The 24,463-nt window shown below is 74.7% G+C and carries 1 protein-coding gene and 4 pseudogenes (1 of these 5 running past the window's edge); 4 read left to right on the forward strand and 1 reads right to left on the reverse strand.

What is annotated here, in order from left to right; genetic code table 11:
* A protein-coding gene (locus tag JE024_RS30610; protein WP_244883270.1) for a type I polyketide synthase crosses the window boundary here: on the reverse strand, positions 1 to 5,207 show its 5' end (the start). The gene continues 25,054 nt to the left of window position 1, outside the view; the window shows 5,207 of its 30,261 coding nt (coding positions 1-5,207); its start codon is at positions 5,205 to 5,207; the stop codon falls past the left edge of the window.
* 834 nt (positions 5,208 to 6,041) lie between these two features.
* Between JE024_RS30610 and JE024_RS42670 the strand changes: the two are divergent.
* From JE024_RS42670 to JE024_RS42685, 4 pseudogenes are all read left to right on the forward strand, one after another.
* A pseudogene (locus tag JE024_RS42670) lies at positions 6,042 to 11,738 on the forward strand (type I polyketide synthase); the annotation flags it as partial.
* 75 nt (positions 11,739 to 11,813) lie between these two features.
* Positions 11,814 to 13,718: pseudogene (locus JE024_RS42675) on the forward strand (acyltransferase domain-containing protein); the annotation flags it as partial.
* A gap of 57 nt (positions 13,719 to 13,775) precedes the next feature.
* Positions 13,776 to 23,627: pseudogene (locus tag JE024_RS42680) on the forward strand (type I polyketide synthase); the annotation flags it as partial.
* 63 nt (positions 23,628 to 23,690) lie between these two features.
* Positions 23,691 to 24,437 (forward strand): annotated as a pseudogene (locus JE024_RS42685) (SpnB-like Rossmann fold domain-containing protein); the annotation flags it as partial.
* Positions 24,438 to 24,463: the final 26 nt, after the last annotated feature.

Consider the following 24,463-nt stretch of genomic DNA (forward strand, 5'->3'; position numbering starts at 1 on the left):
CCGTTGCGCTGGGCGTCGGAGAGCCGCTCGACCAGCAGCAGCCCTGCGCCTTCGCCCCAGCCGGTGCCGTCGGCGCTCGCGGCGAAGGCTTTGCAGCGGCCGTCGGAGGCGAGTCCGTCCTGCCGGTCGAACTCGGCGAACGCACCCGGCGTAGCCATCACGGTGACACCGCCGACGAGTGCGAGTTCGCATTCCCCGGACCGCAGTGCCTGACCGGCCCAGTGCAGGGCCACCAGGGACGACGAACAGGCGGTGTCCACCGTCACCGCCGGGCCTTCGAGGCCGAACACGTACGAGATCCGGCCGGAGAGCACGGCCGCCGCGTTCCCGACAGCGGCGTGCCCGTCACCCTGATCGTCGGAGACGGCGAGCAGATGGGCGTAGTCCTGGCCGTTCGTGCCCGCGAACACGCCAACACTGCGTCCGCGCAGCGACCGGGGGTCCATTCCGGCGGATTCGAACGTTTCCCACGCCGCTTCCAGCAGCAGGCGCTGCTGCGGGTCCATGGCCAGGGCCTCGCGTGGGCTGATCCCGAACAGGGCGGGGTCGAACTGGTCTGCGTCGTGGACGAATCCGCCGACGCCACCTGCGACACCGGTCAGTTCCGTCGGCCATCCGCGGTCCGCCGGGAACACCGACAGACCGTCCACCCCGCCGGCCACCAGGTCCCACAACTGCTCCGGCGAGGTCACCCCGCCCGGGAACCGGCACGCCATACCCACGACCGCCAGCGGCTCGTCGCTCGCCGACTGCGTCACGGACGGCGGCATCACGGCGATGCCGGCAGTCGCACCGGCGAGTTCGGTGAGGAGATGACCGACGAGGGCGTCGGGGGTCGGGTGGTCGAAGACGAGGGTGGTCGGCAGTGACAGCCCGGTGGCGGCGGTCAGCAGGTTGCGGAGTTCGACCGCCATCAGGGAGTCGAAGCCGAGGTCCCGGAAAGCGCGTTGCGGCTCCACCGACTGTGCGCCGGTGTGCCCGAGGATCGCGGCAGCCTGCCCCCGGACCACATCCAGAAGGATCTGACGACGCTTGCCCTCCGACAGACCCGAAAGCTGTTCCCGCAGCCCCGACTCGGGACCTTCCGCGGGCAGCACCGTGGCCGAGGATTCCAGGAGTTCCGTCAGCAGCGGGCTCGGGCGTACCGAGGTAAAGGCAGGCAGGAAGTTCTGCCAGTCGATGTCCGCGACGGTGATGTCGGTGCCGCCGAAGTGGATGGCTTCGGCGAACAGGCGCAGGGCGAGGTTCGCGTCCAGCGGACGCATTCCGCCGCGGTGGAGGCGTCGGACGAGGGTGCTGTCGGCGGCCATGCCGCTCTCGGCCCACGGGCCCCAGGCGATGGACGCGGCCGGCAGGCCACGCTCACGGCGCTGCTGCACCCAGGCGTCCACCCAGGCGTTCGCGGCGGCGTAGTTCGCCTGCCCGGCATTGCCCACGGTTCCCGCCATCGACGAAAAGACGACCAGCCACTCCAGCGGCAGGCTGGCCGTCACGGCGTCCAGGGCGGCCAGGCCGTCGGCCTTCGGCCTCATCACCGACGCCAGACGCTCCGGGGACAGACCGTCCAGCATGCCGTCGTCCAGCACACCCGCAGCGTGGACCACGCCGGTCAGCGGCCATTCCGTCGGGATACCCGCAACCACCCGGGCGAGAGTCTCCCGGTCGGCGGCGTCACATGCGGCGACCGTCACCTGGGCGCCCAGCGCCGCCAACTCCTCGACCAGGCCCTCGGGTGCGACACCACCACGGCTGGTCAGCACCAGGTGCGGAACACCCTGGCCGGCCAGCCAGCGTGCGACCTCGACGCCCAGGGCCCCTGTGCCGCCGGTGATCAGCACGGTGCCGGACGGGCTCGGGTTCCACGCCTCGTCCACCACGCCGGCCGACACCGCCCGCACCAGACGGCGGCCGAACACACCGGTCCCACGCACGGCGACCTGGTCCTCACCGCCACCGGAGGCGAGGACACCGGCGAGCCGGGAACCGGCACGGGTGTCCAAAACCTCGGGCAGATCGACGAGACCGCCCCAGCGACCGGGAACCTCCAGTGCCGCGACCCGGCCCAGACCCCACACCGCAGCCAGATCCGGATTGCCCGGCCGGTCGGAACCGCCGACCGACACCGCACCCCGTGTCAGCACCCACAGCGGCGCCGACACCTCGCCCAGCCCCTGCACCACGGCCAGCGTCTCGGCCGCACCAGTGGCGATCAGCACCACACCGGCCACGTCCGACAGCTGCGCCACCTCGCCCACCGGCACGTGCACCACGGTCGCGCCCGCGGCGGCCAGCGCGGCCGAGACCTCCGCGTCCTCCGTGCCGACGACCGCCCACAGGCCGGTCAGTGCGGCCGGCGGCATGCCGTCCAGCGGCTTCCACGTGATGCGGTAGCGCCAGGAGTCGAGCGTCGACCGCTCCCGGTGACGCTGCCGCCACGCCGACAGGGCCGGCAGCGCCGACTCCAGACCGGCGAGCTCCTGAAGATCCTCACGCTCCACCGCGTCCCAGAACGCGGCGTCCACCAACTCGCCCGCACCAGCGGCCGCGATCGCAGCCTCCGGCCAGAACCGCTCACGCTGGAATGCATAAGTCGGCAGATCGACAAACCGGCCACCCCAGCCGGCGTACACCCCGCCCCAGTCGATGCCGACACCTGTCGCCCAGAGACGGCTCAGTGCCGTGAGTGCGGTGTCGCTCTCATCGCGGTCCTTGCGCAGAACCGGCACGAACACCGCGTCGCCGACGGTCTCCTGAGCCATCCCGGACAGCACTCCGTCCGGGCCCAGCTCCACGAACCGCGTCACACCCAACTCCGCGACGGCCGCGACACCATCCGCGAAACGCACCGTGCCACGGACCTGGTTCAGCCAGTACTCCGGCCGCTCCATGTCACCGGCCTCGGCCACGGCGCCCGTCAGGTTGGACACGACCGGGATCTCCGCCGGGCTGAAGGTCAGCCCGTGCAGCACCCGGCCGAACTCGTCCAGCATGGGTTCCATCAGGGCGGAGTGGAACGCGTGCGACACGGACAGCACACTGAACCGCAGGCCGCGCTCCGCGCACTCGGCCGTATACCGCTCGATCGCCTCGACAGCACCGGACAGGACCACGGACCGCGGCCCGTTCACCGCAGCGATGTCCAGACCGGAGTCCGCGACCTCCGCTTCACCGGCCTGCACCGCGAGCATCCCGCCGCCCTCGGGCAGCGCCTGCATCAGCCGGCCCCGCTCGGCCACCAGCACACACGCATCGTCCAGGTCGAGGATGCCGGCGACGTGCGCGGCGCTGATCTCGCCCAGCGAGTGCCCCAACAGCACATCCGGGGTCACGCCCCACGACTCCACGAGCCGGAACAGCGCCACCTCCAGCGCGAACAGCCCCGCCTGCGCCCACATCGTCTGATCGAGGTCGGCGCCCTCGGTCAGGACTGCCCGCAGCGGACGCTCCAGCCGCACGTCGAGCCGTGCGCACACCGCGTCGAAGGCATCCGCGAACACCGGGAACCGCTCATACAGCCCCAGGCCCATACCGGCCCGCTGCGAACCCTGCCCCGTGAACAGGAACGCCGTCCGCCCCTCACCCGCGACACCCGCGGCGAGCGCATCCCCACCGGAGGCCAGCACCACACGGTGCTCCAAAGCGGCCCGGCTGGTCGCCAGCGACCAGGCCACGTCCACCGCGTCCAGCTCGGGGCGCTGCGCCGTGAACGACCGCAGCCGCTCGACCTGTGCCGCCAGCGCGGCCTCGGACTTCCCCGAGAGCATCCACGGCACGAGGCCGGGGCGGGTCGCCGACAGCTCGGAGCCCGTCTCCCGTTCGCCCGGTTCCCGATCGCCGGACTCCGGCTCGGCGGGCTCCGGCGCCTGCTCCAGGATGACGTGGGCGTTGGTGCCGCTGATGCCGAACGAGGACACCGCCGCGCGCCGCGGGCGGCCGGCCTCGGGCCAGGAACGCGCCTCGGTCAGCAGTTCCACCGCACCGGTCGACCATTCCACCTGTGGCGACGGCTCGTCGACGTGCAGTGTCGCCGGCATGAGCCCGTGCCGCAGGGCCATGACCATCTTGATCACACCCGCGGCGCCCGCGGCCGCCTGCGTGTGGCCGATGTTGGACTTGATCGAGCCGAGCCACAACGGCTCCCGGCCGTCGCCGCGGTTCTGGCCGTAGGTCGCCAGCAGCGCCTGCGCCTCGATCGGGTCACCCAGCCGGGTGCCGGTGCCGTGGGCCTCGACGACGTCGATGTCCGTCGTGGTCAGGCGGGCGTTGGCGAGGGCCTGTTGGATGACGCGCTGCTGGGAGGGGCCATTGGGTGCGGTGAGTCCGTTGCTGGCGCCGTCCTGGTTGACGGCGCTGCCGCGGACCACGGCCAGCACCTGGTGTCCGTTGCGCCGGGCGTCGGAGAGTCGCTCGACGAGGAGCAGGCCGACGCCTTCGGCCCAGCCCGTTCCGTCCGCACCGGCCGCGAAGGACTTGCAGCGGCCGTCGGAGGCGAGGCCGTCCTGGCGGTCGAACTCGGCGAACGCGCCCGGGGTGACCATCACGGTGACGCCGCCGGCGAGGGCCAGGTCGCATTCGCCGTTCCGCAGCGCCTGCGCCGCGAGGTGCAGGGCGACCAGCGAGGACGAGCACGCCGTGTCCACCGTCACGGCCGGGCCCTCCAGCCCGAAGACGTAGGCGAGGCGGCCGGAGACCACGCTGTGCGCGGTGCCGGTCAGCAGGTGCCCCTCGGCGCCCGGGACGCCGTTGCTGCCGTAGCCGGACGGCGACGCGCCCGCGAACACACCCACGCGTCCGCCGCGGAGCGAGCGCGGGTTCATGCCGGCCGACTCGAACGTCTCCCAGGCGGTCTCCAGCAGGAGGCGCTGCTGCGGGTCCATGGCCAGGGCCTCGCGCGGGCTGATGCCGAACAGGCCGGCGTCGAACTCCCCGGCGTCGTGCACGAATCCGCCGAGCGCCGCCGTGCCGTCGAGCTCACCGACGGGCCAGCCGCGGTCGTCGGGGAACGGGGTGATGCCGTCGCCGCCGGTGCTGACCAGTCGCCACAGGTCGGAGGGAGAGCGCACGTCGCCGGGGAACCGGCAGCCCATCGCGACGATCGCGATCGGCTCGTTCTCCCGGTCCTGAGCCGCCTGAAGGCGGCTGCGGGTCTGACGGAGATCCGCCATCACGCGCTTCAGGTACTCGACGTACTTCTCTTCGTTTTCCACCCGAATCCACCTTATTTCCGGGGCAGTGGGTGGAAGTGTCAAGCCAAGACCCAGTAGCCCGCAGCGACCCGACTCAGCAGCCCGAGAGCGGCGGAGAACAGAGACCGGGACGATATTAGGAGGTCAAAGCATTGATTCGACAACCCCTATTCGACCCCAGGCGGGTCCGGCCCGAAGGAATCCCCGCCGGGGAATGGTGAACGGTCGGCGGTGCGTCTGGAGCACGTTGCTGCGGGTGCGTCACGACGGTGTGGCGGCGGCTTCACGTATGCGGCGCGAATGGAACGTGAATACCGCACGAATGGTCGATGGGAAATCCACGGGGAATTCTCCGCGACCGGTCGGCTGCGGTGTCGGCGTCACGTCGTCGGAGAGGTGGATTCCGGCTTGTCGTCGCCCGCCCCGGTGGTATCCCGTTTCCCCTGTCCGATGAGGAAGGACCGTGCCACTGAGGGGTGACCCTACCCGGTGCACCGCCCCTACCGTGAACCCCTAAAGCCGTCGCCCGGGCCGTCCGCCCGGCGCCGGGTCCGAACGGCACGAACCGTCGAGCCGGGCAGCTCAGGGCGCCCTTGACACGGGACTTCGGCGGCGCGGTGCCCCTGCGGCGCGCCGCGGCCCGTCCCGCATCCCCCTGCCGCGGGGGGTGCGAATCCTCTTCCGGAGGGCCGCGGAAGGCCCGTAGGGGCTGGTCAGACACCTATAGGGGTTGGTGCTCCGACACGGCGTGGCTAGGGTCTGGTTCCGGGCCGGTTTATGGCAGCGATATCCATGGCGCATTCAGAGGTGGTTCGAGTTTCCATGCCTGAGATCTCTGCCGAAACGTATGAAGCGGTGGCCGTCGTCGGACTGGCCTGCCGGCTCCCCGGTGCTCCTACCCCGGATGCCTTCTGGCAACTCCTCCGGAATGGCGTGGACGCCGTCGGCGAAATTCCCGGGCACCGGTGGGACTTTGCCGAGGACGACCCGGAAGCGGACCCCGTACTGCGTCGCGGCGGTTTCCTGGAGCGCGTCGACGAGTTCGACCCCCAATTCTTCGGCATCTCGCCGCGCGAGGCCGCGGCGATGGACCCGCAGCAGCGCCTCGTGCTGGAATTGAGCTGGGAGGCCCTGGAGGACGCGCGCATCGTCCCGCAGCGGCTGACCGGCGGCCGGACCGGTGTGTTCGTCGGTGTCATGAACGACGACTACGCCACCCTGAGCCACCGTGCCGGCCGCGCCGCCGGCAACCAGCACGCGCTGACCGGTGTGCAGCGCGGCATCATCGCGAACCGGGTCTCCTACGCCGTCGGCCTGCGCGGCCCGAGCATGACCGTCGACGCCGGGCAGGCGTCCTCGCTGGTGGCCGTGCACCTGGCCTGCGAGAGCCTGCGCCGGGGCGAGTCGACGCTCGCGCTCGCCGGCGGCGTCCACCTCAACATCGCCGCGGAGAGCGCCGTGGCGCGCGCGGCCATGGGCGCGCTGTCGCCCGACGGCCGCAGCTACACCTTCGACGCCCGCGCCAACGGCTTCGTCCGCGGTGAGGGCGGCGTCGTCGTCGCCCTCAAGACGCTGTCCCGGGCCGTCGCCGACGGGGACGAGATCCACTGCGTCATCCGCGGCAGCGCCGTCAACAACGACGGCGGTGGCGCCACCCTGACCGCGCCCGACACCGACGCCCAGGCCGAGGTGCTGCGTGCCGCGTACCGGGCTGCGCGGATCTCCCCCGAGCAGGTGCAGTACGTGGAGCTGCACGGCACCGGAACGGCGGTCGGCGACCCCGTCGAGGCGCACGCCCTCGGTACCGTGCTGGGCGCGGGACGCCCGGCGGACGACAGGCTGCGGGTCGGATCGGCCAAGACCAACGTCGGCCACCTGGAGGGTGCCGCCGGTGCTGTCGGGCTGCTGAAGGCGGCGCTGTCGCTGCGCAACGGCGCCTTCCCGCCCAGCCTCAACTTCGCCCGCCCGCACCCCGCGATCCCGCTCGACGAGCTCGGTCTGAGCGTCCAGACCGAGCTGGCGCCGTGGCCCTCGGACGAGGGGGCGCGCATCGCCGGAGTGAGCTCCTTCGGCATGGGCGGCACGAACTGCCACCTGGTGCTGACCGGATGGGAGCGGCCCCGGCCGGAGACCGCCGAGCGGCCCGTCGCACCGGACACGCCCGTGGCCTGGCCGCTGTCCGCGCGGACCGGCGAGGCGCTGCGGGACCAGGCGCGGCGGCTGAGGGACCACCTCCTGGACCGTCCCGGCCTGCGCCCCGCCGACGTCGGGTACTCCCTGGCCACCACCCGTTCGGCGTTCGACCACCGCGCGGTCGTGGTCGGCCGGGACCGGCAGGACCTGCTGGGCCGGCTCGACAAGCTGATCGGGGAGGAGCGCGACCCGGGCGTCGTGGACGGCATCGCCGAACCCGGCGGGCAGGCCTTCCTGTTCACCGGGGAGGCGGTGCGGCGTCCCGGCACGGGGGCGGCGCTCCACGCGGCGTTCCCGGTCTTCGCTGAGGCCTTCGACGCGGTGTGCGCGCACCTGGACCCCCTGCTGGAGCGTCCGCTGCGCGAGATCCTCACCGAAGCCACCGATGCCATGAACGGCACCGAAGCCACCGAAGCCATGAACGGCACCGACGGCGCCGAAGCCACCGGCGGCACCGGAACCGGCGCCGATGCCGGCCGGACCGTGTGGGCGCGGGCGGGTCGGTTCGCCCTCGACGTCGCCCTGTACCGGCTCGTCGAGTCGTGGGGCGTGGTCCCGGACGTGCTCCTCGGCCATGCGCTCGGCGAGGTCACCGCGGCGCACGCGTCCGGGATCCTGTCGCTCGCCGACGCCTGCGCGCTGGTGGCCGGGCACGGCCGCCTGATCGGGACCCTGACCGCCGGAGACGGAACGACGGCACCGGCGGAGCCGGGCCTGGAGGAATTCGGCGCGCTGCTCGCCGGACTGACGTTCCGTCCGCCGAGCCTCCCGGTCCTGTCCGCCCTGACCGGTGCGCCGGCCGAACCGCAGCTCCTGCGGGAGCCCGCGTACTGGCTCCGCCGGATCGGCGACACCGTCCCGTTCGCGGAGGGTGCCGCCGCCACCGCCGCCCTGGGCGTCACCCGCTGCCTCGCACTCGTCCCCGACGACGTCCTCGCCGGCCTGGCGGCCGCGGGCCGCGCAGGCGGCCTCGTGCCGACCGCGGCACTCCACGACGGCCGCGACGAGGCCGAGTCGCTGCTGGGCGCCGTGGGACGCCTCCACGCGGCGGGCGTGCACGTGGACTGGACCGCACTGCTCGCCGCCCACCGGCCGGCCCCCGTCGCCCTGCCCACCTACGCGTTCCAGCGGCGGCGCTACTGGCTCGACGGTCACGCGGCCCGCCCGCACACCTCCCGGCCGGCGCCGGCGATCGGCTCCCCGGCCGCGTCCGCCACCGACGCGCCGGTGCCCGTGCCGCCCCCGGCCGGCACCGACACCCGCGCACTCCTGCGCCTCGTCCAGGACCACGTCGCCGCCCTGCTCGGCCACGCCACCCCGGACGACGTCGACACCCGGCTGCCCTTCCACGACCTCGGCTTCGACTCGCTCACCTCCGTCGGGATGCGCAACCGGCTCTCCACGGCCCTCGCGCTGCCGCTGCCCGACTCGCTGCTGTTCGACCACCCGACGCCCGCGCGGCTCGCCGCCCACCTGCGCGACCGGCTGCTGGGCACCACCGGCCCCACCGCGCCCGTCGCGCCGAACGCGTCCGGCGACCCCGCCGAGCCGATCGCGATCGTCGCGATGAGCTGCCGCTACGCCGCCGGGATCGAGACACCGGAACAGCTCTGGCAGTTCCTGCTCGACGACGGCGACGCGATCGGCGGCTTCCCCACCGACCGGGGCTGGGACGCCGAGAACATCTACCGCGACGCCGTCCGCAACCCCGACGGCACCCTGCGGCCCGCAGGCGCCTTCCTCGAACGCGCCGGCGACTTCGACGCCGCGTTCTTCGGCATATCGCCGCGCGAGGCGCTGGCCATGGACCCGCAGCAGCGGGTGCTCCTGGAGACCGCCTGGGAGGCCGTCGAGCGCCTGGGCGTCGACCCGGACTCGCTCCGCGGCAGCCGGACCGGTGTGTTCGTCGGCGCCATCGCCCAGGACTACGGCCCCCGCATGCACGAGGCGCCGCCGGACCTGGAAGGCCACCTGCTGACCGGTGGCACGGCGAGTGTCGCCTCGGGCCGCATCGCGTACGTGCTGGGCCTGGAGGGCCCGGCCGTGACCATCGACACCGCGTGCTCGTCCTCGCTCGTGGCCCTGCACCTCGCCGCTCAGGCGCTGCGCGCCGACGAGTGCGACATGGCGCTGGCCGGCGGTGTGACGCTGATGGCGACCCCGGGCATGTTCACCGAGTTCAGCCGCCAGCAGGGCCTCGCCCCGGACGGCCGCTGCAAGCCGTTCGCCGCCGCGGCCGACGGGACCGGCTGGGGCGAGGGCGCCGGCCTGCTCGTCCTCGAACGCCTCTCGGACGCCCGGCGCCTCGGCCACGACGTCCTCGCGGTCATCCGCGGCAGCGCCGTCAACCAGGACGGTGCCTCCAACAGCCTCAGCGCGCCCAACGGCCCCTCCCAGGAACGGGTCATCCACCAGGCGCTGGCCAACGCCCGGCTGACCGGCGCCGACGTGGACGCCGTCGAGGCCCACGGCACCGGCACCGCCCTCGGCGACCCCATCGAGGCCCAGGCACTGCTCGCCACCTACGGCCAAGGCCGCGCGGACGGCCACCCGGTGCTCCTCGGCTCCGTGAAGGCGAACATCGGGCACACCCAGGCCGCCGCCGGTGTCGCCGGTGTCATCAAGATGGTGCTGGCCCTGCGGCACGGCGTGCTGCCCCGCACCCCGCACATCGACGCGCCCACCGACAAGGTCGACTGGAGTGCCGGCGATCTGCGGCTGCTGACCGAGCCGACGCCGTGGCCGCGGCGCGACCGGCCGCGCCGCGCGGCCGTCTCCTCCTTCGGCATCAGCGGCACCAACGCCCATCTGATCCTCGAAGGCGGTGCCGAGCCGTCCGGCGCCGACGGCGGGAGCGAGCCGGCCACCGCGCCGGTGCTGCTCTCCGCACCCACCGGCGCCGAACTGCGCACCGAGGCCGCCCGGCTGGCGGACGCGCTGCGCGCCCGGCCCGAGCCCGGCCTCGGTGAGTTCGGGGACCCTCTCGCCACCGGCCGCGCCGCGTTCGACCGGCGCGGGTCCGTCGTCGCGGCCGACCGGCAGGGCATCCTCGCCGGGCTCGACGCGCTGGCGGCCGGACTTCCCGCGCCGGGCCTCACCGAAGGGACCGCCGCCAACCGGCGTGGACCCGTGTTCGTCTTCCCGGGCCAGGGCTCCGAGTGGGCCGGCATGGCCGTCCCGCTGCTGGATTCCAGTGCGGTGTTCCGGGGTGAGGTCGAGGCGTGTGCGGCGGCGTTCGCGCCGTTCGTCGACTGGTCGCTGGTCGATGTGCTGCGGGGTGCGGAGGGTGCGCCGTCGCTGGACCGGGACGATGTGGTCCAGCCTGCGCTGTTCACGGTCATGGTGTCGCTGGCGGCGCTGTGGCGTTCGGTGGGTGTGGAGCCGGCGGCGGTCGTCGGGCACTCGCAGGGCGAGATCGCGGCGGCCTATGTCGCCGGCGGGCTGTCCCTGGCCGACGCCGCCCGGATCGTCGCCCTGCGCAGCCGGTACGGACGAACCCTCGCCGGCACCGGCGCCATGGCCTTCGTCGTGCTGCCCGCCGCCGAGGTGGAGGCCCGGCTGGCACGGTGGAACGGCCGGATCTGCGTCGCCGCCGTCAACGGCCCCTCCGCCACCGTCGTCTCCGGCGACGCCGACGCCCTCGACGAACTCCTCGCAGCCCTGGACGCCGACGGGATCAGACTCCGTCGCGTCCGCTCCGACTACGCCTCCCACTCGCCCCATGTGGAGGCCTTCCACGACGAGTTGCTCGACGTGCTCGCCACCGTCGCCCCCCGCACCGGCGACGTCGCCTTCTGCTCCACCGTCACCGGCGAGCCGCTGGACACCGCACGCCTGGACGCCGACTACTGGTTCCGCAACCTGCGCCAGACCGTGCGCTTCGACCCGGCGGTGCGCGCCCTGCGCGCGGCGGGCCACGACGTGTTCCTCGAGATCAGCGCCCACCCGCTGCTCATCAGGTCCGTCACCGACATCCTCGGCGCCGTCGGACGGCCCGGCGCCGCGCTCGGCACCCTCCGCCGCGACCACGGCGGCCACACCCAGTTCAGGGCCGCCATGGCGGCCGCGTGGACCCACGGCGCCCCCGTCGACTGGGCCGTGTTCACCGCACCGGACCAGGCCGGGCCGCTCGCCGCGGACGGCGGCAGCGAGCCGGCCGCCGTGCCCGTGCCGGTCTCCGCCCGCGGCGACGCGGCACTGCGCGCCCAGGCCGGCCGGCTGGCCGAGGCGCTGCGCGCCCGCCCGGAGCTCGACCTCACGGACCTCGGGTACAGCCTGGCCACCGGCCGTGCCGCGTTCGACCGGCGTGCCTGCGTCGTGGCGACCGACATCGGGGAAGCCCTCGCCGGGCTCGACGCGCTGGCGGCCGGACTTCCCGCGCCGGGCCTCACCGAGGCCACCGCCGGCGCCCCGGGCGGACCCGTGTTCGTCTTCCCGGGCCAGGGCTCCCAGTGGGCCGGCATGGCCGTCCCGCTGCTGGATTCCAGTGCGGTGTTCCGGGGTGAGGTCGAGGCGTGTGCGGCGGCGTTCGCGCCGTTCGTCGACTGGTCGCTGGTCGATGTGCTGCGGGGTGCGGAGGGTGCGCCGTCGCTGGACCGGGACGATGTGGTCCAGCCTGCGCTGTTCACGGTCATGGTGTCGCTGGCGGCGCTGTGGCGTTCGGTGGGTGTGGAGCCGGCGGCGGTCGTCGGGCACTCGCAGGGCGAGATCGCGGCGGCCTATGTCGCCGGCGGGCTGTCCCTGGCCGACGCCGCCCGGATCGTCGCCCTGCGCAGCCGCTACGTGCACCGTCTCGCCGGCACCGGCGGCATGGTGTCCGTCGCGCAGCCCGCCGCCGAGGTGGAGGCCCGGCTGGCACGGTGGAACGGCCGGATCGGCGTCGCCGCCGTCAACGGCCCCTCCGCCACCGTCGTCTCCGGCGACGCCGACGCCCTCGGCGAACTCCTCGCCGCTTCCGAGGCCGACGGCATCCGCGCCCGCCGCCTCCCGGTCGCCTACGCCTCCCACTCGCCCCACATGGAGCCCTTCCGCGACGAACTGCTCGACGCGCTCGCCGACCTCGCCCCCCGCACCGGCGACGTCGCCTTCTACTCCACCGTCACCGGCGAGCCGCTGGACACCGCACGTCTGGACGCCGACTACTGGTTCCGCAACCTGCGCGAGACCGTGCGCTTCGACCCGGCGGTGCGCGCCCTGCGCGCGGCGGGCCACGACGTGTTCCTCGAATCCAGCGCCCACCCGGTGCTGACCACGGCCGTCGCCGACACCCTCGAAGCCGTCGGACGGCCCGGCGCCGCGCTCGGCACCCTCCGCCGCGACCACGGCGACCGCACCCGGTTCACCTCAGCCGTCGCCGACGCGTGGACCCACGGCGTCCCCGTCGACTGGACCACCGTGTTCCCGGCACCGGCCCGCACGGTGCCGCTGCCCACCTACGCCTTCCAGCGCGAGACCTTCTGGCTCGCCGCCACCCCGACGCGCGCCGGAGCCGACGCCCTCGGTCTGGACGACGCCGGGCATCCGCTCCTCGGCGCCATGGTCGACATCGCCGAGGACGGCACCCTCGTCCTCACCGGCCGCCTCTCGACGGCCACCCAGCCCTGGCTGGCCGAACACACACTCCTCGGCCGCACCGTGCTGCCCGGCTCCGCCCTCATCGACCTCGCGCTGTACGCGGGCCGGCGGTGCGAACACCCCCACGTCGACGAACTCACCCTCCAGACACCGCTGATCCTGCCCGAGGACGGCCCGCTCCAACTGCAGATCGTGGTGCTGCCGCCCGACGACACCGGCCGGCGGCCCCTCACCGTGCACTCCCGCCGCGCCACCGGCACCGAGCAGGTGCCGTGGACCTGGCACGCCACCGCGGCCCTCGGCGCCACCGGCCCCGCCCCGGCACCCCGGCCGGCCCCGGCCGCCTGGCCGCCCCCCGGCGCGACAGCCGTCCCGCTGGAAGGCGCCTACACCCGGCTCGCCGCACTCGGCTACGCCTACGGCCCCGCGTTCCAGGGGCTGCGTGCCTGCTGGCGCGACGGCGAGGAGATCTGGGCCGAGGCCGTCCTGCCCGGCGCCGAGCCGCAGCAGGGCACCGGGTTCGCACTCCACCCGGCCCTGCTCGACGCCGCCCTGCACGCCCTGCTGCCCCTCGACGGCACCCCGGCCGCCCCCCGGCTGGCCTTCAGCTTCAGCGGCATCCGGCTGCACGCCACGGGAGCGAGCGCCGTGCGGGCGCACATCGGCGCCCCCGACCGCGACGGCGCGGTCACCGTCGACCTGACCGACCCCTCGGGCGCCGCCGTGGCGACCATCGAGGCGCTCGCCCTGCGCCCGGTCGACCAGCAGCAGCTCCAGGCCGCGGTGACCTCCCCGGACCCCCTGTGGCACCTGGAGTGGGTGCCGCTCCACGACGCCGGCGCCCCGGCCGCGCCCGGCGACTGGGCCCTCATCGGCGAACCCGCCGCCACCCCCGGCGCCTTCGCCCGCCACTACCTCGACCTCGCCGCGCTGCAGGCCGCCCTCACCGACGGAGAGGCGGCCCCGGAAGCCGTCGCACTCCACCTCACCGGGGCCACCGGGGACGCCGGAGACACCAGGGACGAGGGATACGCCGCAGGTGCTGGGGACAACGGAAACGCCGGAGACCCCGTCGCCGGCGCCCACCGCACCGCCCTCGACACGCTGGCCCTGGTCCAGGCATGGCTCGCCGACCACCGGCTGACCGACACCCGGCTCGTCCTGCTCACCCGCGGCGCCGTCGCCACCGGCAGCGGCGAAGAGGTCCACGACCTCGCCGCCGCCACGGCCCGCGGCCTGATCCGCAGCGCCCAGGCCGAACACCCCGGGCGGTTCCTCCTCGTCGACCTCGACGCCGACACCCCCGCCGACCGCGCACCGGCCGCCGCGCTGCACCGCGACGAGCCGCAACTCGCCCTGCGCGGCGAGCGCGTGCTGGCCCAACGGCTCGCCCGCGCCACCACCTCCGCCCAGGAAAGCCCCGTCGACTCCGACGGCACGGTCCTGATCACCGGCGGCACCGGCGACCTCGGCCGGCTCATCGCCCGGCACCTCGTCACCACGCACGGCGCCCGCCACCTCGTCCTCGCCAGCCGCAGCGGCGCGGACGCCGACGGAGCGGGCGACCTCGCCGCCGAACTCACCGCGCTCGGCGCCGAGATCACCATCGCCTCCTGCGACGTCGCCGACCCGGAGGCACTCGGCGCGCTGCTCGCCGGGATCCCCGCCGCCCACCCGCTGCGCGTGGTCGTCCACGCCGCCGGCATCGTCGACGACGCCCCCGTCCACACCCTCACCCCCGACCAGCTCGCCGCCGTACTGCGGCCCAAGGCCGACGCCGCCTGGCGCCTGCACGAACTCACCGCGGACCTCGACCTCGCGGCCTTCGTCCTCGTCTCCTCGCTCGCCGGCACCATCGGCACCCCCGGACAGGCCAGCTACAGCGCGGCCAACGCCTTCCTCGACGCCCTCGCCCAGCACCGGCACGCCCTCGGCCTGCCCGCCGTCTCGCTGCTGTCCGGACTGTGGGACGACGCCGGCATGGGCGGCCGGCTCGGCGACGCCGACCGGGCCCGCCTGGTCCGCACCGGATTCGCCCCGATGTCCCCCGACCAGGCACTCGCCCTGTTCGACCTCGCGCTGCCCGGCGGCGAACCGCTCCTCGCACCCGCCCGGCTGAGCCTGCCGCAGCTGCGGGCCGCCGCACAGGAGGACCCCGACGCCGTCGCCGCGCCGCTCCGCGGCCTCGTCGGCGCCACCCTCCGGCGCGCCGCCGCCCCGGAGGCCATGACCGGCCTCGGCCTCGACCTCGTCGCCCTGCCCGACGCCGACCGGCACCGCACGGTGCTCGAACTCGTCCGCCGCCACGCCGCCGCCGCGCTGGGCCGCTCCGACTCCGCCGACGTGGACGCCGCCCAGGCGTTCAAGAACCTCGGCTTCGACTCCCTCATCGCGGTGGAGTTCCGCAACCGGATCAACGCCGTGACCGGACTGCGGCTGCCGAGCACCATCGCCTTTGACCACCCCACCCCGAACGCCCTTGCCGAGGAACTGATCGCCCGGCTGCTGCGGCAGCCGGCGAAGACCGCCGTCGTGGTCCCGCCCACGACGGCCCGCACCGGCGAGCCCGTCGCCATCGTCGCCATGGCCTGCCGGTACCCCGGCGGCGTGGCCTCGCCCGAGGACCTCTGGCGGCTCGTCACCGAGCAGGGCGATGTCATCACCACCCTGCCCGACAACCGCGGCTGGGACCTCGACGCGCTCTACCACCCGGACCCGGACCGGGCCGGCCACTCCTACACCCGCGACGGCGGATTCCTCCTCGACGCCGACCAGTTCGACCCCGCGTTCTTCGGAATCTCGCCGCGGGAGGCCCAGGCCATGGACCCCCAGCAGCGCGTACTGCTGGAAACCGCGTGGGAGGCGTTCGAACGCGCCGGCATCGACCCGACGACCCTGCGCGGCAGCCGCACCGGGGTCTTCGCCGGCACGGCCACCCAGGAGTACGGCCCGCGACTCGACCAGCCGCTGGAGGGCTCCGAGGGCTACCGGCTGATCGGCGCCCTGGGCAGCGTCGCGTCCGGCCGCGTCGCCTACGCCCTCGGCCTGGAGGGCCCCGCCGTCACGATCGACACGGCGTGCTCGTCGTCCCTGGTGGCGACGCACCTGGCGGTCCAGGCCCTCGGCAACGGCGACTGCGACCTCGCCCTCGCCGGCGGCGTCACCGTGATGACGGGCCCCGGGCTGTTCGTCGAGTTCAGCCGCCAGCGCGCCCTCTCCCAGGACGGCCGGTGCCGCGCCTTCGGTGCCGGGGCCGACGGCTTCGGCCTCGGCGAGGGCGTCGGCCTCGTGCTGCTGGAGCGGCTGTCGGACGCGCGCCGCAACGGGCACCAGGTCCTGGCCGTCGTCCGCGGCAGCGCGGTCAACCAGGACGGTGCGTCGAACGGTCTGACGGCGCCGAACGGTCCGTCGCAGCAGCGGGTGATCCGCCAGGCGCTGACGCATGCCCGGCTCACCGGCGCGGACGTCGACGTGGTCGAGGCCCACGGCACGGGAACCCGGCTGGGCGACCCGATCGAGGCGCAGGCGCTGCTCGCGACCTACGGCCAGGAACGCCACGAGGACGGCGAGCCGCTCTGGCTGGGCTCCGTCAAGTCGAACATCGGTCACGCCCAGGCGGCCGCGGGCGTGGCAGGTCTGATCAAGATGGTCATGGCGATGCGGCACGGCGTCCTGCCGGCGACGCTGCACGCCGACGAGCCGTCCACCCAGGTGGACTGGTCGACCGGCGCGGTGGAACTGCTGACCGAGGCGCGTTCCTGGCCCGAGGTGGACCGCCCGCGACGCGCCGGCGTGTCCTCCTTCGGGATCAGCGGCACCAACGCCCACATCATCCTGGAGCAGGCGGCCGGCACGGAGCCGGCACCGGCGCCGGCTCCGGCAGCCCCGGCCGCGGGTGCCACGGCCTGGGTGGTGTCGGCGAAGTCCGAGGCCGCACTGCGGGCCCAGATGGAGCGGCTGGAGACCTTCCTCACCGACGACCCCGCACTGGACGCGGCGGACGTGGGCTGGTCGCTGGCGGCCGGCCGCGCCGGCTTCGAGCACCGTGCGGTGGTGGTGGGTGAGGGCCGGGACGAGCTTCTTACCGGCCTGTCCGCGGTCTCGGGGGCCGGTGCGGCTGCCGGTGGTGCCGGTGGTGGTGTGGTGTTCGTGTTCCCGGGTCAGGGTTCGCAGTGGCTGGGGATGGCGCGGGAGTTGTGGGAGTCGTCTCCGGTGTTCCGGGAGCGGCTCACCGAGTGCGAGGCCGCGTTGGCGCCGCATGTGGACTGGTCGTTGACGGCTGTGCTGTTGAACGATGAGCCGTTGGACCGGGTGGATGTGATCCAGCCGGTGTTGTGGGCGGTGATGGTGTCGCTGGCCGAGGTGTGGCGGTCGGCGGGTGTCTCGCCGTCGGTGGTGGTCGGTCATTCGCAGGGTGAGATCGCTGCGGCGTGTGTGTCGGGCTGGTTGTCGTTGGAGGATGCGGCTCGGGTGGTGGCTCTGCGGTCGCGGGCGCTGCTGGCGGTCGCGGGTGGCGGCGGCATGGTGTCCGTCGCGGCCGGGCGCGCGGCGGTTGAGGAGCTGGCCTCCGGGCTGAACGGGCATGTGTCCGTGGCGGCGGTGAACGGCCCGTCGTCGACGGTGGTTTCGGGTTCTGTGGAGGCGCTGGACGCGCTGGTGGCTGAGTGTGAGCGCCGGGGTGTCCGTGCGCGGCGGATTCCGGTGGACTATGCGTCGCATTCGCCGCAGATGGAGGAGTTGCGGGAGCGGATCCTGACGGATCTGGCGGAGGTGCGTCCGGCGGTCGGTTCGGTGGCGATGTTCTCCACGTTGACCGGTGCCGCCGTCGAGGGCGCACTGGATGCTCAGTACTGGTTCGACAACCTGCGTTCCACGGTGGAGTTCGAGACCGCGGTCAGGTCCCTGCTCGACCAGGGCATGCGCACGTTCATCGAGGTCAGCGCCCACCCGGTGTTGACGGTTGGGATCGAGGAGACCGTCGACGCGACCGGCACCGGCGCCGCTGTGTTCGGCACCCTGCGCCGGGACGAGGGCGGGCTGCGCCGGGTGCTGTCCGCTCTCGGCGAGGCGTGGGTGGCGGGCGTCGACGTGGACTGGACGACGGTCCTCACCGGCCGCCGCGTCCCCCTCCCGACCTACGCGTTCCAGCGCCAGCGGTACTGGCTCGACGCCCCTGCGCTGCCGGTTCAGGGGGCCGTCGGCGACCCGGTGGAGTCCCGTTTCTGGGATGCCGTCGAGCGGGAGGACCTGGACGAACTCGCGGGCACGTTGCGGTTGTCGGAGGCGCCGGGGGTGCTGGGGTCGGTGGTCCCGGCGCTGGCGTCCTGGCGGCGCGAACGCCGTCAGCGTTCGATCATCGACACCTGGCGCTACCAGGTCACCTGGAAGCCCCTCACCGGCCTGCCGACGTCCGCCGCGCTGTCCGGCACCTGGCTCGTCGCCCTCCCCACCGCCGGCACGGCCGGCACGGCCTTCACCGCCGGCACGGCCGGCTCCGTCACCGCCGAACTCCGGCGCGCCGGTGCCACCGTGGTCGAGTTCGCCATCGGCGCCCAGGACACCGACCCCGCCGAACTCGCCGCCCGGCTCGCCGACATGGCCGGCCCGGACCTCGCCGGCGTGCTCAACCTCGCCGCCCTCGCCGACGACGGCCTTCCCACCGCGGAGACCCCGTCCGGGGTCGCGGCCGCGGTGACCCTGGTGCGTGCCCTCGGCATCGCGGACTTCGGCGTCCCGGTGTGGACCGCCACCCGGGCGGCGGTCTCGACCGGCCGCTCCGACCGGCTGGACGCCCCCGTCCAGGCGCAGGTCTGGGGCCTCGGCCGGGTCGTCGCACTGGAGCATCCCCGTCTGTGGGGAGGGCTGATCGACCTCCCCGCCACCTTCGACGCGCGGACCGGCGGCCGGCTCGCCGCCCTCCTGGCCGGCGGCACCGGAGAGGACCAGGTCGCGCTGCGCCCCTCCGGCGCCTACGCCCGCCGGCTGCGGCGTGCGCCCCTGCACGAGACGCCCGCGGAGCGGTGGCGGCCCCGCGGTACCGTGCTGGTCACCGGGGCCGACGGTCCGCTGGGTGCGCATGCCGCCCGCTGGGCCGCCGACCGGGGCCCGGCACGCCTGCTGCTCGTCAGCGACAACGGACCCGACGACGAGGCGGCCGCGGAACTCGCCGCCGAACTGACCGCCACCGGCGTCCCGGTGACGGTTCACGCCTGCCGTGTCACCGACCCGGACGCCGTCCGGGAGCTGCTGGCCGCGATACCGGCCGAAGTCCCGCTTTCCGCCGTCGTGTTCACCGCCGCCGTCCCGTCCTCGGACCCCGTCCACGAGACCGATCCCGAAGGGTGCAACCGGGCGCTGGCAGGCAGGGTCCTGGGTGCCACCGCCCTGCACCACGCCCTCGGCGACACCCCGCTGGACGCCTTCGTCCTCTTCTCCTCCGTCGCCGGCACGTGGGGCGGTGCCGGTCAGGGCGCCTACGCGGCCGCCAACGCCTGCCTGGACGCCCTCGCCGAGTTCCGCCGGTGCCGCAACCTGCCGGCGACCTGCGTCGCCTGGGGGCCCTGGGAGGACGGCGCACGCGCGTCGCACGGCCACGACCTGGAACACCTGCACCGCCGGGGGCTGTCCGCGATGGCTCCCGGGATGGCGCGCGCCGCCCTGGACCGTGCCGTCGACCACGGCGACGGGTGCGTCACGATCGCCGACATCACCTGGCCCGCGTTCGTCGCGGCCTTCACCTCCGCGCGGCCCAGCCGCCTGCTCGCCGACCTGCCGGACATGCAGCCCGCGCCGGAGCCGGCCGGCCGGGACCACCAGCCGGACCAGGCCCGCCGCCTCGCCTCCCTGACGGCCGCCGAGCGCGAAGAGGACATGCTCGCCGTGGTCCGCGCCCAGGTCGCCGCGGTCCTCGGGCACTCGGACGCCGACAGCATCGACCCGGGCCGCTCGTTCAAGGACCTCGGCTTCGACTCGCTCACAGCCGTCGACCTCGGCAAGCGGCTGCGGGCGGCGACCGGCGTCGCGGTGTCCGCCACAGCCGTCTTCGACCACCCCAGCGTGCGGATCCTGGCCGGCCACCTCGCCCGCGGCCTCGCCGGCACCGCAGCCCCCGTGGCCGTGGCCGCCCCCGCCGTCGACGACGACCCGATCGTCATCGTCGGCATGGGCTGCCGCTTCCCGGGCGGCGCCACCGACCCGGCCCACCTGTGGCGGCTGCTGTCCGACGGCGTCGACGCCATCACCGACTTCCCCACCGACCGCGGCTGGGACATCGACGCGCTCTACGACCCCGACCCGGACCGCGAGGGGACGACCTACACCCGCCACGGCGGCTTCCTGCCCGACGCCGGGGACTTCGACACAGAGCTGTTCGGCATCTCCCCGCGCGAGGCGCTGGCCATGGACCCGCAGCAGCGGCTCCTGCTGGAGGCGTCCTGGGAGGCGCTGGAGGACGCGGGCGTCGACCCCGCCGCACTCAAGGGCGTTCCCGGCGGCGTCTTCATGGGCGTCACCACCTCCGGCTACGGCCGGGCGACCCGGCTGCCGGACAGCATCGAGGGCCACATCCTCACCGGCACCGCCACCAGCGTGGCGTCCGGCCGCATCGCCTACACCTACGGCCTGGAGGGCCCGGCGATCACGGTCGACACCGCCTGCTCGTCCTCCCTGGTCGCCCTGCACCTGGCCGGCCAGGCGCTCCGCAACGGCGAGTGCACCGTCGCCCTGGCCGGCGGCGTCGCGGTGATGGTCACCCCCGACGGGTTCGTCGAGTTCAGCCGGCAGCGTGGCCTGGCGGCCGACGGCCGCTGCAAGCCGTTCTCCGCGGACGCCGACGGCACCAGCTGGTCCGAAGGCGTCGGTGTCCTGGTGCTGGAGCGCCTCTCGGACGCGCGGCGCCACGGACACCGCGTCTGGGCCACCCTGCGCGGCAGCGCGGTCAACCAGGACGGCGCCTCCAACGGACTCACCGCCCCCAACGGGCCCGCACAGCAGCGGGTCGTGCTCCAGGCCCTGGCGAACGCCCGGCTCACCGGCGCGGACGTGGACGCCGTCGAGGCCCACGGCACCGGCACCGCCCTCGGCGACCCGATCGAGGCCCAGGCGCTGCTGGCGACCTACGGCCGCGACCGCGGCGACGCCGAACCGCTGTGGCTCGGCTCGCTGAAGTCCAACATCGGCCACACCCAGGCCGCCGCCGGCGTCGCGGGCGTCATCAAGATGGTCCTCGCCATGCACCACGGGGTACTGCCCCGCACCCTGCACCTGCGCGAACTGACCGACCACGTCGACTGGTCCGCCGGCACCGTCGTGCCGCTCGCCGAGAACCGGGCCTGGCCCGAAGCCGGCCGGCCGCGCCGCGCCGCCGTGTCGTCCTTCGGCGTCAGCGGCACCAACGCCCACGTCGTCCTGGAACAGGCACCCCCCGCCCCCGCCGGCGCGGACACCGCTCCCGGCACCCTCCCCGCCGGACAGCCCGCCCGCGGACCCGTGCCGCTGCCGGTCTCGGCCGCCGGCCCCGCCGCCCTGCGCGCCCAGGCCGCCCGCCTCCGCGCGTTCGCCGCAGACGGCACGGACCTCCCCGCCATCCACGACATCGCCCACTCCCTGGCCGTCACCCGCACCGGCCTGGCACACCGGGCCGTCGTCCTCGCCGACGACCGGGACACCCTGCTCGCCGGCCTCGACGCGATCGCCGCCGACCGCCCCCACCCCGCCGTCGTCACCGGCACCACCGGACACGGCCGCCTGGCCGTGCTGTTCTCCGGCCAGGGCTCCCAGCGCCCCGGCGCGGGACGCGACCTGTACGAGGCGTTCCCCGTGTTCGCCGACGCCCTCGACGCCGTCTGCGCCCGCATCGACCCGCACCTCGACCACCCGCTGCGCGAGGTGATGTTCGCCGGACCCGGCACCGGCGAAGCCGCCCTCCTCGACCGCACCGCCTACACCCAGACCGCCCTGTTCGCCCTCGAAGTGGCCGGCTACCGGCTGCTGGAGTCCTGGGGCGTCCGGCCCGACCACCTCCTCGGCCACTCCATCGGCGAACTCGCCGCCGCCCACGTCGCCGACGTCCTGTCGCTCGACGACGCCTGCCGGCTCGTCACCGCCCGCGCCCTGCTGATGGCCGAACTGCCGCCCGGCGGCGCCATGCTCGCCGTCGCCGCCACCGAGGCCGAAGCGGTCGACGCCCTCGCCGCCTACGAGGGACGCGTCGGCATCGCCGCCCTCAACGGCCCCTCCGCCCTGGTGCTGTCGGGCGACGAGGACGCCATCGCCGAACTGGCCGCCCGCTGGACCCTCTCCGGCCGCAAGGCCACCCGGCTGCGGGTCTCGCACGCCTTCCACTCCGCGCGGATGAACCCGATGCTGGAGCGGTTCGCCGCCGTCGCCGCCACCGTGACCCTCGCCCCGCCGAGCATCCCCGTCGTGTCCAACCTGACCGGCGCACCCGTGCCCGTCGACGAGCTGTGCTCACCCGCCTACTGGGTGCGCCACGTGCGCTACGCCGTCCGGTTCGCCGACGGCGTGTCCTGGCTCGCCGACCACGGAACCACCCGGTTCCTCGAAATCGGCCCCAGCCACGTGCTCAGCGCGATGGCACAGCACACCCTCGCCGAGCGCGACGACGCCGGCACGACGACGGTCACCCCGCTCCTGCGCGACGACCGCCCCGAGACCGCCACACTGCTGCACGCGGTCGCCACCGCCTGGACCCGCGGCGGCGACGTCGACTGGGCCGCGGCACTCGCCGGCCACGGCGGCAAGCGCATCGGCCTGCCGTCCTACGCGTTCCAGCACGAACGGTACTGGCTGCGGTCGGCCCCCCGGGCCGGCGACGCGGGCGCCTCCGGTCAGCTCGACACCGGCCACGCCGTCCTCACCGCCGCCGTCCCGCTCGCCGACGACGGCGGCCTGGTCCTCACCGGCGGCCTGTCGCTGTCCGCCCAGCCCTGGCTCGACGACCACCGCGTCCTCGGCACCGCGATCCTCCCCGGCACCGGCTTCGTCGAACTGGCCCTGCGCGCCGCCCGGGAGGCCGGCTGCGCCACCATCGGCGAACTCACCCTGCACGCCCCCCTCGCCGTCCCACAGACCGGCAGAGTCCGCGTCCAGGTCCGCGTCGGCCGCCCCGACGAGGCCGGCGAGCGCGAGATGTCGATCCACTCCCAGCCCGAAGCGGGCGACGGAAGCTGGCTCCACCACGCCTCCGGCCTGCTCGCACCCGACGCCGGGACCGCACACGTCGACCTGACGGCCTGGCCGCCGCCCGGCGCCGAACCCGTCGGCCTCGACGGCTACTACGACACCACGCTGGCCGACGCCGGATACCACTACGGACCCGTGTTCCGCGGCCTGCGCCGCGCCTGGCGGGCCGACGACGCCGTCTACGCCGACGTCGTCCTGCCGCCGCAGGCCGCACCCGACGCCGACGGATTCGACCTCCACCCCGCTCTCCTCGACGCCGCCATGCACGCCGCGACCATCGGCGGCTTCCTCGACGACACCGGCGCCACCCCCCTGCCGTTCCTGTGGTCCGGCGTGACACTCCTGGCCACCGGCGCCACGGCCCTGCGGGTGCGCCTGACCGGCGCCGGCCGCGACACGGTCTCGATCCAGGTGGCGGACGGCGACGGCCACCCCGTCGCCGACGTACGGTCGCTGACCCTGCGCCCCGTCGCCACCGGTCAGCTGACGGCGGCCCGCACGGCCGGCTCGTCGCTGTTCGCCGTCGAATGGACCGCGCTGCCGGCCCCCACCGCCTCCGGCACACCGGCCGACGTGAGCTTCCTGCCCGACGGACCGGCCACCGAGGACCTCGACACGGCCGGCACCGGCCTCGTGGTGTGCCCCGTCGAACCGGCCGCCGGCGACCTCACCGAGAACGTCCACCGGACCACCGCCGCCGTCCTCGGACTGATCCAGCGCTGGCTGTCCGGCGACCGGCCCGCCGCCGCGCGGCTCGTCATCGCCACCCGGGGCGCCATGGGCACCGGACCCGGCGACGCCACCGCCACCGACCTCGCCGGCGCCGCCGTATGGGGACTCGTCCGCACCGCCCAGTCCGAGAACCCGGACCGCTTCGTCCTCCTCGACACCGAGGAACCTCCCGGCCCCGACACGGACTGGGCCGCCGTCCGCGACGCCGCCGACCGCGGCGAACACCAGCTCGCACTGCGCGCGGGCGAACTCCGCGCACCCCGCCTCGTCCGCGTGCCCGCCCCGGACGCCCTGCCGCTCCCCGCCGGCGCACCGGCCTGGCACCTCGACACCACCGGACCCGGCACCCTGGCCAACCTGGCCCTGGTCCCCGCCGACACGCCCCCGCTGGAGCCCGACCAGGTCCGCGTCGCGGTCCGCGCGGCCGGCGTCAACTTCCGCGACGTCCTCATCGGCCTGGGCATGTACCCGGAACCGGCCCCCATGGGCACCGAGGCCGCCGGCATCGTCGTCGAGACCGGCTCCGACGTCACCGACCTGGCCCCCGGCGACCGCGTCTTCGGACTCGTCACCGC

It is taken from the genome of Streptomyces zhihengii (assembly GCF_016919245.1).
Lineage (GTDB): Bacteria > Actinomycetota > Actinomycetes > Streptomycetales > Streptomycetaceae > Streptomyces > Streptomyces zhihengii.